The sequence below is a fragment of the Streptomyces sp. NPDC059787 genome (assembly GCF_042732315.1).
GTDB lineage: Bacteria > Actinomycetota > Actinomycetes > Streptomycetales > Streptomycetaceae > Streptomyces > Streptomyces atrovirens.
Map to the genome: position 1 here is coordinate 229,721 of NZ_JBHWHX010000001.1, position 16,253 is coordinate 245,973.

The window sequence follows — 16,253 nt, forward strand, 5'->3', positions numbered from 1 at the left end:
TGGGGGGGTGGGGGTTCGCCGGCCGTCCCTCGCGCGCGGTCCCCTGCTTCTCGGTCTCTTTTTGTTTGGGGGTTTGGGGGGGCGCCCCCCCGTTCCCGCCCCCCCGCCCCAGGACCCCCGTATCAGACCCCAAGACTCACGACCCTGAGAGGGATTGACGCATAGTGCTCGACGTCAACTTCTTCGACGAGCTCCGGATCGGCCTGGCCACCGCTGACGACATCCGTCAGTGGAGCCACGGCGAGGTCAAGAAGCCCGAGACCATCAACTACCGCACCCTCAAGCCCGAGAAGGACGGACTCTTCTGCGAGAAGATCTTCGGTCCGACCCGGGACTGGGAGTGCTACTGCGGCAAGTACAAGCGCGTCCGCTTCAAGGGCATCATCTGTGAGCGCTGTGGCGTCGAGGTCACGCGCGCCAAGGTGCGCCGCGAGCGGATGGGCCACATCGAGCTGGCCGCGCCCGTCACGCACATCTGGTACTTCAAGGGCGTTCCGTCGCGCCTCGGCTACCTGCTCGACCTCGCCCCGAAGGACCTGGAGAAGGTCATCTACTTCGCGGCGTACATGATCACGTACGTCGACGAGGAGCGCCGCACCCGCGACCTGCCCTCGCTGGAGGCCCACGTCTCCGTCGAGCGCCAGCAGGTCGAGAACCGCCGCGACGCCGACCTGGAGGCCCGCGCCAAGAAGCTCGAGACCGACCTGGCCGAGCTGGAGGCCGAGGGCGCCAAGGCCGACGTGCGCCGCAAGGTGCGCGAGGGCGCCGAGCGCGAGATGAAGCAGCTGCGCGACCGCGCGCAGCGCGAGATCGACCGCCTCGACGAGGTGTGGACCCGGTTCAAGAACCTCAAGGTCCAGGACCTCGAGGGCGACGAGCTGCTCTACCGCGAGCTGCGTGACCGCTTCGGCACGTACTTCGACGGCTCGATGGGTGCCGCGGCGCTGCAGAAGCGCCTGGAGTCCTTCGACCTCGAGGAGGAGGCCGAGCGTCTCCGCGAGATCATCCGCACCGGCAAGGGCCAGAAGAAGACCCGTGCGCTCAAGCGGCTGAAGGTCGTCTCCGCGTTCCTGCAGACGTCCAACAGCCCCAAGGGCATGGTGCTCGACTGCGTGCCGGTCATCCCGCCGGACCTGCGTCCGATGGTGCAGCTCGACGGTGGCCGCTTCGCGACCTCCGACCTGAACGACCTGTACCGCCGTGTCATCAACCGCAACAACCGCCTGAAGCGGCTTCTCGACCTCGGCGCGCCCGAGATCATCGTGAACAACGAGAAGCGCATGCTCCAGGAGGCCGTCGACGCGCTCTTCGACAACGGCCGTCGTGGCCGCCCGGTGACGGGCCCCGGCAACCGTCCGCTGAAGTCGCTGTCCGACATGCTCAAGGGCAAGCAGGGCCGCTTCCGTCAGAACCTGCTCGGCAAGCGAGTCGACTACTCGGCGCGTTCCGTGATCGTCGTCGGCCCGCAGCTGAAGCTGCACCAGTGCGGTCTGCCGAAGGCCATGGCGCTGGAGCTCTTCAAGCCGTTCGTGATGAAGCGCCTGGTCGACCTGAACCACGCGCAGAACATCAAGTCGGCCAAGCGCATGGTCGAGCGCGGCCGCACGGTCGTGTACGACGTGCTCGAAGAGGTCATCGCGGAGCACCCGGTCCTGCTGAACCGTGCGCCCACCCTGCACCGCCTCGGCATCCAGGCCTTCGAGCCGCAGCTGGTCGAGGGCAAGGCCATCCAGATCCACCCGCTCGTCTGCACCGCGTTCAACGCGGACTTCGACGGTGACCAGATGGCCGTGCACCTGCCGCTGTCCGCGGAGGCGCAGGCCGAGGCCCGCATCCTGATGCTGTCCTCGAACAACATCCTCAAGCCGGCCGACGGCCGTCCGGTGACGATGCCGACCCAGGACATGGTCCTCGGTCTGTTCTTCCTCACCACCGACGGCGAGATGCGCGACCTCAAGGGCGAGGGCCGTTCCTTCGCCTCGGTCGCGGAGGCGATCATGGCCTTCGACGCGGGCGAGCTGTCGCTCCAGTCGAGGATCGACGTCCGCTTCCCGGTCGGCACCATCCCGCCGCGCGGCTGGACCCCGCCGGCGCGCGAGGAGGGCGAGCCGGAGTGGCAGCAGGGTGACAGCTTCCGGCTGAACACCACCCTGGGCCGCGCGCTCTTCAACGAGCTGCTGCCCGAGGACTACCCGTTCGTCGACTACGAGGTCGGCAAGAAGCAGCTCTCCGAGATCGTCAACGACCTCGCCGAGCGCTACCCGAAGGTCATCGTGGCGGCGACGCTCGACAACCTGAAGGCGTCCGGCTTCTTCTGGGCCACCCGCTCGGGTGTCACCGTCGCCATCTCCGACGTCGTCGTTCCCGAGGCGAAGAAGGAGATCGTCCGCGGTTACGAGGCGCAGGACGAGAAGGTCCAGAAGCAGTACGAGCGCGGTCTGATCACCAAGGACGAGCGCACGCAGGAGCTCATCAACATCTGGACCAAGGCGACCAACGAGGTCGCCGAGGCGATGAACGACAACTTCCCGAAGACCAACCCGATCTTCATGATGGTGAACTCGGGCGCACGAGGCAACATGATGCAGATGCGTCAGATCGCCGGTATGCGTGGTCTGGTGTCGAACGCGAAGAACGAGACGATCCCGCGTCCGATCAAGGCGTCGTTCCGTGAGGGCCTGTCCGTGCTGGAGTACTTCATCTCCACGCACGGTGCCCGTAAGGGTCTGGCGGACACCGCTCTGCGTACCGCCGACTCGGGTTACCTCACCCGTCGTCTGGTCGACGTCTCCCAGGACGTCATCATCCGCGAGGAGGACTGCGGCACCGACCGCGGTCTGCGCCTCAAGATCGCGAGCCGGGACGAGACGGGCGTGCTCCGCAAGGAGGGCGACGTCGAGACCTCCGTGTACGCGCGCTGCCTCGCCGAGGACATCGTGGTCGACGGACAGGTGCTGGCCCCGGCCGGCACCGACCTGGGCGACGTCCTCATCGAGGAGCTCGTCTCCCGCGGCGTCGAGGAGGTCAAGACCCGCTCGGTCCTGACCTGCGAGTCCGCCGTCGGCACCTGCGCGATGTGCTACGGCCGTTCGCTGGCCACCGGCAAGCTGGTCGACATCGGTGAGGCGGTCGGCATCATCGCCGCCCAGTCCATCGGTGAGCCCGGTACCCAGCTGACGATGCGTACCTTCCACACCGGTGGTGTGGCCGGTGACGACATCACCCAGGGTCTGCCCCGTGTCGTCGAGCTCTTCGAGGCCCGTACGCCGAAGGGTGTCGCCCCGATCTCCGAGGCCTCCGGCCGCGTGCGGATCGAGGAGACCGAGAAGACCAAGAAGCTCGTCGTCACCCCGGACGACGGCAGCGACGAGACGGCGTTCCCGATCTCGAAGCGCGCCAAGGTCCTGGTCGGCGAGGGCGACCACGTCGAGGTGGGCCAGCAGCTCACCGTGGGTGCCACCAACCCGCACGACGTGCTGCGCATCCTGGGTCAGCGTGCCGTCCAGGTCCACCTGGTCGGCGAGGTCCAGAAGGTCTACAACTCGCAGGGTGTGTCGATCCACGACAAGCACATCGAGATCATCATCCGGCAGATGCTGCGCCGTGTGACGATCATCGAGTCGGGCGACGCCGAGCTGCTGCCCGGCGAGCTGGTCGAGCGCTCCAAGTTCGAGACCGAGAACCGTCGTGTGGTCCAGGAGGGCGGTCACCCGGCCTCCGGTCGTCCGCAGCTGATGGGTATCACCAAGGCCTCGCTGGCGACGGAGTCCTGGCTGTCGGCCGCCTCCTTCCAGGAGACGACCCGAGTCCTGACGGACGCGGCGATCAACGCCAAGTCCGACAGCCTCATCGGCCTCAAGGAGAACGTCATCATCGGTAAGCTCATCCCGGCCGGTACGGGTCTGTCCCGCTACCGCAACATCCGGGTCGAGCCGACCGAGGAGGCCAAGGCCGCGATGTACTCGGCCGTCGGCTACGACGACATCGACTACTCGCCGTTCGGCACGGGCTCCGGCCAGGCCGTTCCGCTGGAGGACTACGACTACGGTCCGTACAACCAGTAAGGCGTACGTCTGAAGCACTGAGGGGCGGTCACTCCGTACGGGGTGGCCGCCCCTCGGCGTCGTGTGCCGAACCCGTGCCGGAACGGCCGTCCGAGTGCATCATGGAGGGACCCGGTGTGACGGGGGAGATGGTGCTCGGTGTCGTATTCGCCGTATCCGCAGGGACAGCCCTGGCAGCAGGGGCCCGGTGTGCCGCAGCCGTGGGGCGGGCAGGCCGCCCCGTCGATGCTGGCCTCGCACGCCGACCGGGAGCGGACCGTGGACGTCCTCAGAGCCGGGTACGGGGAGGGGCGGCTGGAGAAGCCCGAGTTCGACCGGAGGGTCGCGCGGGCGTACGCCGCCCGTACGGTGGGGGAGCTGGCGCTGCTGGTGGCCGACCTGCCGCAGGGGCCCGTACCGCATGCGGCGCCCGTCGTGCCGGCGGTGTTCCGGCCGGTGTCCCGGGCGCGGGTGAACGGCAAGGCGGTCGCCTCCGCCGTCTGCGGCGGGCTCTGTCTGGTCACCTTCGGGTTCACCGGCATCCCGGCGGTGATCCTGGGGCACATGGCGCGGGCCGAGATCACGCGCACGGGGGAGGAGGGCGACGGACTGGCGCTGACCGGTCTGGCGCTCGGCTGGCTGGCGAACGGGGCGTGGGTGGTCCTGATGCTCCTGTCGTTCGCGCTCGCGCTGGCCTCCGGTTGACAATCGAAGACCGGCGTGTTCCGCCCGGCGGCGCGGGCCGGGCCCATTTGTTTTGACCGCAGCGAATGCGATAGGTACGCTCAGACCTTGTGCCTGGGGTGTGCCCTGGCCTTCGTGCGTGCCATCACACCGCACCGGGGGCCGATGAACGGCCACCGCGATCCACGCGTTCTTTCCGCCTTGCGGCGGAAGTCCGCAGGATCCGACACACCCGACCGCGTGGGTCGGCGACGTTCCAGGTTAGCTTCACCATTCGGCACACAGAAACCGGAGAAGTAGTGCCTACGATCCAGCAGCTGGTCCGGAAGGGCCGGCAGGACAAGGTCGAGAAGAACAAGACGCCCGCACTCGAGGGTTCGCCCCAGCGTCGTGGCGTCTGCACGCGTGTGTTCACGACCACCCCGAAGAAGCCGAACTCGGCCCTGCGTAAGGTCGCGCGTGTGCGTCTGACCAGCGGGATCGAGGTCACCGCTTACATTCCGGGTGAGGGGCACAACCTGCAGGAGCACTCCATCGTGCTCGTGCGCGGCGGCCGTGTGAAGGACCTGCCGGGTGTTCGCTACAAGATCATCCGCGGTTCGCTTGACACCCAGGGTGTGAAGAACCGCAAGCAGGCCCGCAGCCGCTACGGCGCCAAGAAGGAGAAGTAAGAATGCCTCGTAAGGGCCCCGCCCCGAAGCGCCCGGTCATCATCGACCCGGTCTACGGTTCTCCTCTGGTGACCTCCCTGATCAACAAGGTGCTGCTCAACGGCAAGCGCTCCACCGCCGAGCGCATCGTCTACGGCGCCATGGAGGGTCTGCGTGAGAAGACGGGCAACGACCCGATCATCACGCTGAAGCGCGCGCTGGAGAACATCAAGCCGACCCTCGAGGTCAAGTCCCGCCGTGTCGGTGGTGCGACGTACCAGGTTCCGATCGAGGTCAAGCCCGGTCGCGCCAACACGCTCGCGCTGCGCTGGCTGGTCGGTTACTCCCGCGCCCGTCGCGAGAAGACCATGACCGAGCGTCTGCTCAACGAGCTTCTCGACGCCTCCAACGGCCTGGGTGCCGCTGTGAAGAAGCGCGAGGACACGCACAAGATGGCCGAGTCCAACAAGGCCTTCGCGCACTACCGCTGGTAGTCGCTACCCACATCGAGACCGAGAGAAGACTGAAGCCTTATGGCTACCACTTCACTTGACCTGGCCAAGGTCCGCAACATCGGGATCATGGCCCACATCGACGCGGGCAAGACGACCACCACCGAGCGGATCCTGTTCTACACCGGTGTGTCGTACAAGATCGGTGAGGTCCACGACGGCGCCGCCACCATGGACTGGATGGAGCAGGAGCAGGAGCGTGGCATCACGATCACGTCCGCTGCCACCACCTGTCACTGGCCGCTCGAGGACAACGACTACACGATCAACATCATCGACACCCCGGGGCACGTCGACTTCACCGTCGAGGTGGAGCGCTCCCTGCGTGTGCTCGACGGTGCCGTGACCGTGTTCGACGGTGTCGCCGGTGTCGAGCCGCAGTCCGAGACGGTGTGGCGTCAGGCCGACCGTTACGGCGTCCCGCGCATCTGCTTCGTCAACAAGCTGGACCGTACCGGCGCCGAGTTCCACCGCTGCGTGGACATGATCTCGGACCGTCTGGGCGCCCAGCCGCTCGTCATGCAGCTCCCGATCGGTGCCGAGGCCGACTTCCAGGGCGTCGTGGACCTGGTCCGCATGAAGGCGCTCGTGTGGTCCGCCGAGGCCGCCAAGGGCGAGATGTACGACGTCGTCGACATCCCGGCCACGCACACCGAGGCCGCCGAGGAGTGGCGCGGCAAGCTGGTCGAGGCCGTCGCGGAGAACGACGAAGAGATCATGGAGCTGTACCTGGAGGGCCAGGAGCCCACCGAGGAGCAGCTGTACGCCGCGATCCGTCGCATCACCATCGCCTCCGGCAAGTCCAGCGACACCACGGTCACCCCGGTGTTCTGCGGCACCGCGTTCAAGAACAAGGGCGTCCAGCCCCTGCTCGACGCGGTCGTGCGCTACCTGCCGACCCCGCTCGACGTCGAGGCCATCGAGGGTCACGACGTCAAGGACGCCGAGGTCGTCGTCAAGCGCAAGCCGTCCGAGGACGAGCCGCTGGCCGCGCTCGCGTTCAAGATCATGAGCGACCCGCACCTCGGCAAGCTCACCTTCGTCCGGGTCTACTCGGGCCGCCTGGAGTCCGGCACCGCCGTGCTGAACTCCGTCAAGGGCAAGAAGGAGCGCATCGGCAAGATCTACCGCATGCACGCCAACAAGCGTGAGGAGATCGAGTCGGTGGGCGCCGGCGACATCGTCGCCGTCATGGGCCTGAAGCAGACCACCACCGGTGAGACGCTGTCCGACGACAAGAACCCGGTCATCCTGGAGTCCATGGACTTCCCGGCGCCGGTCATCCAGGTCGCCATCGAGCCCAAGTCGAAGGGCGACCAGGAGAAGCTGGGCGTCGCGATCCAGCGTCTGGCCGAGGAGGACCCGTCCTTCCAGGTCCACTCGGACGAGGAGACGGGCCAGACCATCATCGGTGGTATGGGCGAGCTGCACCTCGAGGTGCTGGTCGACCGTATGCGCCGTGAGTTCAAGGTCGAGGCCAACGTCGGCAAGCCCCAGGTCGCCTACCGCGAGACGATCCGCAAGGCCGTCGAGCGCGTGGACTACACCCACAAGAAGCAGACCGGTGGTACCGGTCAGTTCGCCAAGGTGCAGATCGCGATCGAGCCGATCGAGGGCGGCGACGCCTCGTACGAGTTCGTGAACAAGGTGACCGGTGGCCGCATCCCGAAGGAGTACATCCCTTCGGTGGACGCCGGTGCGCAGGAGGCCATGCAGTTCGGCATCCTGGCCGGCTACGAGATGACGGGCGTCCGCGTCACGCTCATCGACGGTGGCTACCACGAGGTCGACTCCTCCGAGCTCGCGTTCAAGATCGCCGGTTCGCAGGCCTTCAAGGAGGCCGCGCGCAAGGCTTCGCCCGTGCTCCTGGAGCCGATGATGGCCGTCGAGGTCACCACGCCCGAGGACTACATGGGTGAGGTCATCGGCGACATCAACTCCCGCCGTGGCCAGATCCAGGCCATGGAGGAGCGGGCCGGTGCCCGCGTCGTGAAGGGTCTCGTGCCCCTCTCGGAGATGTTCGGCTACGTCGGCGACCTGCGCAGCAAGACGTCCGGCCGTGCCAGCTACTCCATGCAGTTCGACTCCTACGCCGAGGTTCCGCGGAACGTCGCCGAGGAGATCATCGCGAAGGCCAAGGGCGAGTAACGGACTCCGTTTAACGGACCCCGTTCACACGCTTTAGGCTTGACCCCGGAGCCTGCAAGGGGCATTCCACCGCCAACCCGGCGGAATGCCCCGGGCCCGGGTTTCCCAGCAAAGATCACCTGGCGCCGATGAAGTAAGGCGTACAGAACCACTCCACAGGAGGACCCCAGTGGCGAAGGCGAAGTTCGAGCGGACTAAGCCGCACGTCAACATCGGCACCATCGGTCACATCGACCACGGTAAGACGACCCTCACGGCCGCCATTACCAAGGTGCTGCACGACGCGTACCCGGACCTGAACGAGGCCTCGGCCTTCGACCAGATCGACAAGGCTCCCGAAGAGCGCCAGCGCGGTATCACCATCTCCATCGCGCACGTCGAGTACCAGACCGAGACGCGTCACTACGCCCACGTCGACTGCCCCGGTCACGCGGACTACATCAAGAACATGATCACGGGTGCGGCGCAGATGGACGGCGCCATCCTCGTGGTCGCCGCCACCGACGGCCCGATGCCGCAGACCAAGGAGCACGTGCTCCTGGCCCGCCAGGTCGGCGTTCCGTACATCGTCGTCGCCCTGAACAAGGCCGACATGGTGGACGACGAGGAGATCCTGGAGCTCGTCGAGCTCGAGGTCCGTGAGCTGCTCTCCGAGTACGAGTTCCCGGGCGACGACCTGCCGGTCGTCAAGGTCTCCGCGCTCAAGGCCCTCGAGGGCGACAAGGAGTGGGGCAACTCCGTCCTCGAGCTGATGAAGGCCGTGGACGAGAACATCCCGCAGCCCGAGCGTGACGTCGACAAGCCGTTCCTGATGCCGATCGAGGACGTCTTCACGATCACCGGTCGTGGCACCGTCGTCACCGGTCGTATCGAGCGTGGTGTCCTCAAGGTCAACGAGACCGTCGACATCGTGGGCATCAAGCAGGAGAAGACCACCACCACGGTCACCGGCATCGAGATGTTCCGCAAGCTGCTCGACGAGGGCCAGGCCGGTGAGAACGTCGGTCTGCTGCTCCGCGGCATCAAGCGCGAGGACGTCGAGCGCGGCCAGGTCATCATCAAGCCCGGTTCGGTCACCCCGCACACCGAGTTCGAGGCCCAGGCCTACATCCTGTCGAAGGACGAGGGTGGCCGTCACACCCCCTTCTTCAACAACTACCGCCCGCAGTTCTACTTCCGTACGACGGACGTGACCGGCGTCGTGACCCTCCCCGAGGGCACCGAGATGGTCATGCCGGGTGACAACACCGAGATGAAGGTGGAGCTCATCCAGCCCGTCGCCATGGAGGAGGGCCTGAAGTTCGCCATCCGTGAGGGTGGCCGGACCGTGGGCGCCGGCCAGGTCACCAAGATCAACAAGTGAGCTTGCTGATCTGACCTGGTAGCTCCTGCCGCGAGCACCTGGAAGGGCCCGTACGACTTCGGTCGTACGGGCCCTTTCGTCTGTGCGGGCGTCAACTCTGCCGCCGTATCGGTCACTAGATCGTGGGAACGGTGGCGCATTTGCGCATGGCACATGCCGCTCCGCTCATAGCTTCGCCTCATGGTCAGCTCATCCCATGAGGCCCTGCACCGGATCTTCCAGCAGGAACCGGGCCTCTTCGCACGCGTCGCCAGGAACCTCGGCGTCGCCTTCCCCCCACCCGTGTCAGCCTCCGAACTCTCCACCGACCTCACGGAGACCCGGCCGCTGGAGCGGCGGGTGGACACGTTGCTGCGCATGGACACGGAGGACGGCAGTTTCGTCCTGGCCGTGGAGTCGCAGAGCCGGCCGAGCACGCACAAGCCGGCCAGCTGGGCCTACTACTTGTCCCACGTGTACGCCAAGTACGGCGTGCCGCCGGTCCTCCTCGTCGTGTGTCCGGACCGGAAGACGGCTGCCTGGGCAGCCCAGCAGTTCGACATCGGCCCACGCCAGTGGCCCTCGCTCACGCTGCGGCCCCTGGTTCTGGGGCCCAATGATCTGCCGGTGATCGACAGTCCTGCCGAAGCAGCTCGTGACATCCCGCTCACGATCCTGTCGGCGGCTCTTCACCGCTGCGAGCCGGAAGCCGATGCCATACTGAACGCGCTGGCAAAGGCACTGAAAGGCCTGTCGGCCGACGACGAGAGCACCGCAGGCACCTTCATCGAACTCATGGAACAAGGCCTCGGCACTACGCAGGCCGCGGATCTCTGGAGGCATCTCATGGCCGTCGACCTCTCGTTCTTCCAGTCGCAGACCGCCCAGCAGCTCCGAGCCGAGGGCGAGGCGAAGGGCGAGGCGAAGGGCGAAGCAAAGGGCCAGGCGAAAGCCGTTCTGGTTCTGCTGGGTCACCGGGGCGTCGAGGTCGGCGAAGAGGACCGGGAACGCATCATCGGCTGCGGTGACCCTGACGTACTGGACCTGTGGCTCACGAGGGCCATCACCGCGACGTCGACGGCGGAGGTCTTCGAGGGCGAGGCGGACTGAGCCTGCTCGGTGGGGCAGCGCCATCCCGGAGGCATCGCCGTCGCTCCCCGCCGCGAAACCCGGGTCGGCCTCGGTAAGGGCCTCGGCCGACTCCGGGGTGCCCGGGTCCGGCCTCGTGGACCGGGAGCGGGCCGAGGCGGCCGTCGGGAGGCGCCTGCCGGTGGGCTACGAGGAGCACGTCCACTGGTTCGGTTCCGGTGATTTCGGCGAGTACCCCATCGTCCACGTGCCGGTCCTGGACACCTGCGGCAGGTGCCGTGGACGGACAGATCTGCCATGTGGCGTCGGAGCACGCTCCTCGGTCCACTCGGCAGTCCGGCCGGTCCCGCCCGCCTCGTCGGGCTCGGTCGGGATCTCCAGGACCCCGCTGGGTGGCCGAGAGCGAACGGACAGACGCGTCACCGCCGGGTGTCGTGGCCGGGCGGGTCGTCGAGGACGAGGAAATCGGTGACGAAGGAGGCGACAGCGCCGCTGCCGGTGCGGCCGACCCACGTCGGGTAGAACCCGCTGCGGCGCCGGCCCGTGTTGAACGCCACGACCTCCTCCCCGGCGGGCCCGGTGGCCCGCACCGGAGGCAGGGCGAAGTCGGCTGTCGCATAGGCGATCAGCGCCTCGTTGAGCCGGTCCTCGTGATCGGCCAGTGCGGGGACGGCGGAACCGTCGACGAAGCACACGTCCCCATGGTCCGTCTCGTAGCCGAAGAACTCGCCTTCGCCGAGATCGGCGACATCGTCGTCCGCGCCGACGGCGAGTTCCCATGTGGCCGCGGGGAGCGTCGTGACGGACAGCCGAGCCGCGGCGGCCACTCGAGCCGGTGTGCCGTCGCTGTCGAAGGACACCGTCGCCACAGTGACGGAATACCGGCCGGGAGGTACTTCGGCGGTGAAGGGACGGGGCGCGAACGGGCCGAGGCCGGTGAACGGGTCGCAGACGACGACCCGGCCCGTGGGCAGTGCGAGGTCGACGGATTCGCTCAGGGTGACGGTGGCAGGCCGGCCACCGAGAAGCGTGCAACGGTGGCCTTCTGTGAAGAGGGCGGTGAAGTCCGGTGGGGTGAGGGGCATGGAAGGGACCAGGTGGGCAGTGGTGGCATCTGACTGTAGGCCACGCTCCGGGATGGTCCGTGCCCCCGGTGGTGCCACCGGTCGCCGCCGCGGGCGGCCACGGTGACAGTCCAGGCGTCCGGGTCGCCTGTGGCGACCCGGACGATCCACAGGGACAGCCGCCGTCCCCGGGGCGTCGGAGCCGCGCCGGTCGGGTCACAACTGCCTCACGACACGGGTCCGCGCCAGCGAGCAGCCGGAACAACGGGCATGGTGGGCTCTCGCCCGTCGACGAGAGTGAGTACGTGAGCACCGTCCCGCCTCCTTGCCGTCCCGACGAACCGTCGGACCGATCGTCCTCCCCGACCGCCCACGAGCAGTCGGCGGCGGTAACGGACGATCCGATCGGTACCCAGGCACCGGCACGGCGCATCACCGATCCGGACGAGGCGATCGCGGCACTGGAACGTGCCGTGCCGGAACTGCTCCCGCACCGTCGGCCGGAGCCCGCCGTCCTGGACTGGGCCGTGATCGAAGACGGCCTCGGCATCACGCTGCCGTCCGACTACAAGCGGCTCGCGGAGTGGTACCCCACCTTCGTCCTCGGGGACTTCCTCCTCGTCGCCTTTCCCGACCCGGGTGAGGAGCACGACTGGCTCCGAGGCATCCGCAATGAGCTGGAAGGGACCGTTCAGGCCTGGTGGGAGGCCGACATGTCCATCGGCCTGCGCCCGCATCCGGCACCGGGCGGTCTGCTGCCGTGGGCGGAATCCAACGAGGGCGACAAGCTCCTCTGGACCACGGACGGGACCGACCCGCGGCAGTGGCCCGTCACCGTCGCCTCCCGCAACGGCGGCTGGTGGCACTACGAGGGCGGTGCCGTGCAGTTCCTCGCCGAGTACTGCGACGGCGGCCTGGAGCCCTGGGGGCTTCCCCCGGTCGGCCGTGACGTCATCCTTCTGTGAGCGTGCCCGGCCCCGGGCGCGCTGACCGCAGCGCACCCGGGGCCGGTCTTCCCCCGCCGGAAACGTCAGCTCACGCCCGCTGCCACAGCGCCGGGACGTTCGGCGGCTCCCAGCCGGCCTGGGCCTGGTGGCCCTGGAGGCAGCGGTAGGTGGTACCGCCGTACGTCACCGTGTCGCCCGGCCGGTAGACGGTGCCCGCCGACCAGGTGCCTCCCGGCTCCTCCTCCCCGGGCGGCTCCTCGCCGCCGTCGGTCGTCCTCAGGGTGAGGCCGTAGTTCTGGAGCAGCGGGTTGATCGGCTGGAAGAACGTCGTACCGCCGCTGCCGCAGTCGCCCGAGCCGCCCGAGGTGACGCCCTGCGCCTGGCTGCCGGAGATGTACGAGCCGCCCGAGTCGCCGGGCCCGGCCGGCCCCCTCCCCGGTGTTATGGAACGGGCTGGGCGGCGAGCCACTCCGTGTAGCTGTCGCTGCGCGCCGCCACGCCCGCGTGGGCCAGCCGGGCCTGTTCGAGGACGGTGGCGGCGGTCTCCGCCCGCTGTGTGCCCCGGTGCCAGCCCAGCAGATGCCGCCAGGCCAGGGGCGTACCGGTCAGTGGCCGGGTGGTGATTCCGGGCGTGGTCGGGAAGGTCGCCCGGCACAGCCCGACCGCCCGGCCGACCTGCACCAGATGGACCAGGGACGAGGTGTCCGTCTCGTACATCCGGTGCGGGGTGAAGCCGGCGCGGGCGCAGGCCGCCGTGAAGCAGTCCCCGAAGCAGCCGTCGCCGGGGACACAGGCCCACTCCTCGCCGGCCAGCTCGGTCAGGTCCACCTCGCCGGGGCGGGCGAGCGGATGGCCCTCCGGCACCATGACGAACACCGGGTCGACCGCGACCTCCCGCCAGACCAGGCCCTCCGCGCCGGGCGGTTCGGCCGAGCCGCAGGTCCCGGCGAGGGCGTAGTCCAGCCGGCCCTCGACGAGCAGTGCGGCCAGCTCCCGCTCGGACCAGGACGTGCAGGTGGTGACGCGGGCGTCCGGCACCGCGTCCGCCAGCCGGTCCACCAGGGCGCCCAGCAGCGGCCCGTGGGTGCCGCCCAGCCGGAAGCAGGCGGTCGCGCGCGAGGTGCGGGCGAACCGCGCCGCCTCCTGCTGCAGTTCGGTCACCGCGGGCAGCACGATCCGGCTGCGCTCCAGTACGAGTTCGCCCAGCGCGGTGGCCCGCACTCCGTGCCGTCCGCGTTCGAACAGCTGACCGCCCAGGGCGCGTTCGATCCGCTTGAGCTGTGCGCTCAGCGCGGGCTGCGCGAGTCCGAGGGCCGTCGCCGCCCTGGTCAGGCTGCCGGCGTCGGCAATCGCCCGGATCGTCTTCAGATGCCGCAACTCCAGCTCCATGAGGGGAGCTTGCGACGTGACGGGTGCGGGAGCAAGAGGTTGGTACGGACCTGCTGTCCGGCCGGTCGTCGGCGCGGACACGACCTGAGCACAGGTGCGGGCATCGATACGCGCACAGGTATTGACGCGCGGTTCGGCCAGACCTTAGCGTCCGCCCATCCCTAATGTTTCGGATCGATGTTCGAAACTTTCGAGAATGACGATGGGAATGAGACTCCCCGCATGAGATCCATTCGTTTCGCCACCGTGGCCCTCGCCACCGCCGCCCTGGCCCTGCCGCTCGCGACGGGCTCGGCCGCCGCCGACCCGTCGGCCGGCAAGAAGGCCGCGCCGCACTCCCACGCCACGTCCGACCGGCTGCGCTCGGCCGCTCCCGAGGGCTTCGTCGTGGGCACCGCCGTGGCAGGCGGCGGCCACCACCTGGAGCAGGACTACCCGGACCCCTTCACGTACGACAAGGAGTACCGGAAGGTCCTGGGGCAGCAGTTCAGCTCGGTCTCCCCCGAGAACCAGATGAAGTGGGACCACATTCACCCCGAGCGGGACCGCTACGACTTCGCGCAGGCCGACGCCATCGTCGCGTTCGCCAAGCGGAACCACCAGGTCGTACGCGGCCACACCCTGCTGTGGCACAGCCAGAACCCGGCGTGGCTGGAGGAGGGCGACTTCTCGAAGGAGGAGCTGCGCACCATCCTGCGCGAGCACGTCACCACCGTCGTCGGCCGGTACGCCGGCAGGATCCAGCAGTGGGACGTCGCCAACGAGATCTTCGACGACCAGGGCAGCCTGCGCACCCAGGACAACATCTGGATCCGCGAGCTGGGCCCGGGCATCGTCGCGGACGTCTTCCGGTGGGTCCACGCGATCGATCCGAAGGCGAAGCTGTTCTTCAACGACTACAACGTCGAGAGCGTCAACGCGAAGAGCGACGCCTACTACGCGCTCGTCCAGGACCTGCTGGAGCAGGGCGTACCCGTGGACGGCTTCTCCGTACAGGGCCACCTGAGCACGCGCTACGGCTTCCCGGGCGACCTGGAGGACAACCTGCGCCGGTTCGACGCGCTCGGTCTGGAGACCGCCGTCACCGAACTGGACGTCCGCATGGACCTGCCGGAGAGCGGTGTGCCCACCGAGGCGCAGGAGCGGAAGCAGGCCGACTACTACCAGCGGATGCTTCAGGCGTGCCTGGCCGTCGACGGCTGCAACTCGTTCACCATCTGGGGCTTCACCGACAAGTACTCGTGGGTGCCGGTGTTCTTCGAGGGCGAGGGCTTCGCGAACGTCATGACCGACGACTTCGAGCGCAAGCCCGCCTTCTACGCCCTGCGGGACACGCTGAAGGAGGCGGCCCGGGAGGAGGACTGCGAGAAGCACGGGAAGCACCACAAGCACGGGAAGGGCTGAGAACGCCCGGCGGGGCCGCCCCTGACCGGGGCGGCCCCGCCGTCTCGCTCCGTGGGGCGAGGGCTCAGGCCTTGCGGGCCACCGCCACGTACGCCCCGCTGTGGACGCCTTCCTGTCCGGGAACCGGCTCGCCGAGCTCCGGGTGCCATTCCTCGGCCGCCACGATGCCGGGGTCGACGATCTCCAGTCCCTCGAAGAACCGGGCGAACCGCTCCCGGTTGCGCATGTCCATGGTGAGCCCGCCCGCCCGGTACAGGTCGGTCACCTTCCGGGATGCCTCCTCCGGGTGGAAGTCGGGCGTGAGGTGCGACATGGCCAGGTAACTGCCCGGCGCCAGCGCGTCCTTGAGCCGCTCCACCAGTTCGTACGCCCCGTCCTCGTCGCCGATGAAGTGCAGCAGCGCGATCAGGGAGAGCGCGACCGGCCGCTCGAAGTCCAGCGTCCTGCGGGCCCGTTCGACGATCGCGGCGGTGTCGCGTGCGTCGGCCTGCACGTAGTCGACGACCCCCTCGGAGGTGCCCCGCAGCAGCGCCTCGGCGTGGACCAGGACGATCGGGTCGTTGTCGCAGTACACGACCCGTGCGTCGGCGGCGGTCCCCTGGGCCACCTGGTGCAGGTTCGGCTCCGTCGGGATACCGGTCCCGATGTCGAGGAACTGCCGCACGCCCTGGCCGGCCGTCCAGCGGGTGGCACGGTGCATGAACGCCCTGTTCATCCGCGCCATGACCGGGATGCCCGGCGCGAACCCCACGAGCTGCCTGCCCAGCGCCTCGTCCACCGGGTAGTTGTCCTTGCCGCCGAGGAACCAGTCGTACATCCGCGCGGGATGCGGCTTGCCGGTGTCGATCCGTATGGGAGCGTCCATGCCGGAGCCCTGCTGATCCACGTCGATTCCCCTTGTCCGCCCGGCGGTTGACCTTTCACGGTCGTGATCGCCACGATAGCCGGGCCTTGACCGCCACGACGCGCGGGTCGATCTCG

12 protein-coding genes and 1 pseudogene are annotated in these 16,253 nt (G+C 68.4%); 9 read left to right on the forward strand and 4 right to left on the reverse strand.

Annotated elements, in window-relative coordinates; translation table 11 throughout:
* Positions 1 to 164 precede the first annotated feature (164 nt).
* The 7 genes from ACFV5H_RS01140 (at position 165) to ACFV5H_RS01170 (ending at position 10,489) form a co-directional block, all read left to right on the forward strand.
* Positions 165 to 4,064 (forward strand): DNA-directed RNA polymerase subunit beta', encoded by a 3,900-nt coding sequence (locus ACFV5H_RS01140; RefSeq protein ID WP_385052117.1) that lies wholly within the window; start codon positions 165 to 167, stop codon positions 4,062 to 4,064.
* Between the two features lie 138 nt (positions 4,065 to 4,202).
* Entirely contained in the window at positions 4,203 to 4,748 is a 546-nt protein-coding gene (locus ACFV5H_RS01145; RefSeq protein WP_385192079.1) for a DUF1707 and DUF4190 domain-containing protein, read from the forward strand.
* Positions 4,749 to 5,026: 278 nt separating this feature from the next.
* Positions 5,027 to 5,398 carry a 30S ribosomal protein S12 gene (rpsL, locus tag ACFV5H_RS01150; RefSeq protein ID WP_003948652.1) on the forward strand — a complete coding sequence of 124 codons (372 nt, stop codon included), beginning with the start codon at positions 5,027 to 5,029 and terminating at the stop codon, positions 5,396 to 5,398.
* A gap of 2 nt (positions 5,399 to 5,400) precedes the next feature.
* The gene (rpsG, locus tag ACFV5H_RS01155) at positions 5,401 to 5,871 is read left to right on the forward strand and encodes a 30S ribosomal protein S7 (protein ID WP_003992340.1); all 471 of its coding nucleotides are present in this window, start codon (positions 5,401 to 5,403) and stop codon (positions 5,869 to 5,871) included.
* A gap of 39 nt (positions 5,872 to 5,910) precedes the next feature.
* Entirely contained in the window at positions 5,911 to 8,037 is a 2,127-nt protein-coding gene (gene fusA, locus ACFV5H_RS01160) for an elongation factor G (protein WP_385052123.1), read from the forward strand.
* A gap of 169 nt (positions 8,038 to 8,206) precedes the next feature.
* On the forward strand, positions 8,207 to 9,400 hold the full coding sequence (tuf, locus tag ACFV5H_RS01165; protein ID WP_030839706.1) for an elongation factor Tu: 1,194 nt from the start codon (positions 8,207 to 8,209) through the stop codon (positions 9,398 to 9,400).
* A 180-nt stretch (positions 9,401 to 9,580) separates the two neighbouring features.
* Positions 9,581 to 10,489: a hypothetical protein gene (locus ACFV5H_RS01170; protein WP_385192081.1), complete on the forward strand. Its 909-nt coding sequence runs from the start codon at positions 9,581 to 9,583 to the stop codon at positions 10,487 to 10,489.
* A 398-nt stretch (positions 10,490 to 10,887) separates the two neighbouring features.
* Here ACFV5H_RS01170 and ACFV5H_RS01175 read toward each other — a convergent pair whose 3' ends face one another.
* Positions 10,888 to 11,553, reverse strand: coding sequence for a DUF4241 domain-containing protein (locus ACFV5H_RS01175; protein WP_385192084.1), 666 nt, complete (start codon positions 11,551 to 11,553; stop codon positions 10,888 to 10,890).
* Positions 11,554 to 11,837: 284 nt separating this feature from the next.
* On the opposite strand from ACFV5H_RS01175, the gene ACFV5H_RS01180 reads away from it, so the two are divergent.
* Complete coding sequence (locus ACFV5H_RS01180) at positions 11,838 to 12,497, forward strand: SMI1/KNR4 family protein (protein WP_385192087.1); 660 nt, start codon at positions 11,838 to 11,840, stop codon at positions 12,495 to 12,497.
* Between the two features lie 70 nt (positions 12,498 to 12,567).
* Here the strand turns inward: ACFV5H_RS01180 and ACFV5H_RS01185 are convergent.
* A pseudogene (locus tag ACFV5H_RS01185) lies at positions 12,568 to 12,903 on the reverse strand (carbohydrate-binding protein); the annotation flags it as partial.
* A gap of 17 nt (positions 12,904 to 12,920) precedes the next feature.
* Positions 12,921 to 13,868, reverse strand: coding sequence for a LysR substrate-binding domain-containing protein (locus tag ACFV5H_RS01190; protein WP_385192089.1), 948 nt, complete (start codon positions 13,866 to 13,868; stop codon positions 12,921 to 12,923).
* A 222-nt stretch (positions 13,869 to 14,090) separates the two neighbouring features.
* Here ACFV5H_RS01190 and ACFV5H_RS01195 point away from each other — a divergent pair, with 222 nt between their 5' ends.
* Positions 14,091 to 15,272 carry an endo-1,4-beta-xylanase gene (locus tag ACFV5H_RS01195; protein WP_385192091.1) on the forward strand — a complete coding sequence of 394 codons (1,182 nt, stop codon included), beginning with the start codon at positions 14,091 to 14,093 and terminating at the stop codon, positions 15,270 to 15,272.
* Between the two features lie 64 nt (positions 15,273 to 15,336).
* Here ACFV5H_RS01195 and ACFV5H_RS01200 read toward each other — a convergent pair whose 3' ends face one another.
* Entirely contained in the window at positions 15,337 to 16,158 is an 822-nt protein-coding gene (locus ACFV5H_RS01200) for an SAM-dependent methyltransferase (RefSeq protein ID WP_385192093.1), read from the reverse strand.
* Positions 16,159 to 16,253: the final 95 nt, after the last annotated feature.

Bases quoted from the DNA above. Each gene is read 5' to 3' on its own strand.
- ACFV5H_RS01195 (WP_385192091.1), top strand. From the start codon at position 14,091: ATGAGATCCATTCGTTTCGCCACCGTGGCCCTCGCCACCGCCGCCCTG.
- ACFV5H_RS01170 (WP_385192081.1), top strand. From the start codon at position 9,581: ATGGTCAGCTCATCCCATGAGGCCCTGCACCGGATCTTCCAGCAGGAA.
- rpsG (WP_003992340.1), top strand. From the start codon at position 5,401: ATGCCTCGTAAGGGCCCCGCCCCGAAGCGCCCGGTCATCATCGACCCG.
- ACFV5H_RS01190 (WP_385192089.1), bottom strand. From the start codon at position 13,868: ATGGAGCTGGAGTTGCGGCATCTGAAGACGATCCGGGCGATTGCCGAC.
- ACFV5H_RS01175 (WP_385192084.1), bottom strand. From the start codon at position 11,553: ATGCCCCTCACCCCACCGGACTTCACCGCCCTCTTCACAGAAGGCCAC.
- fusA (WP_385052123.1), top strand. From the start codon at position 5,911: ATGGCTACCACTTCACTTGACCTGGCCAAGGTCCGCAACATCGGGATC.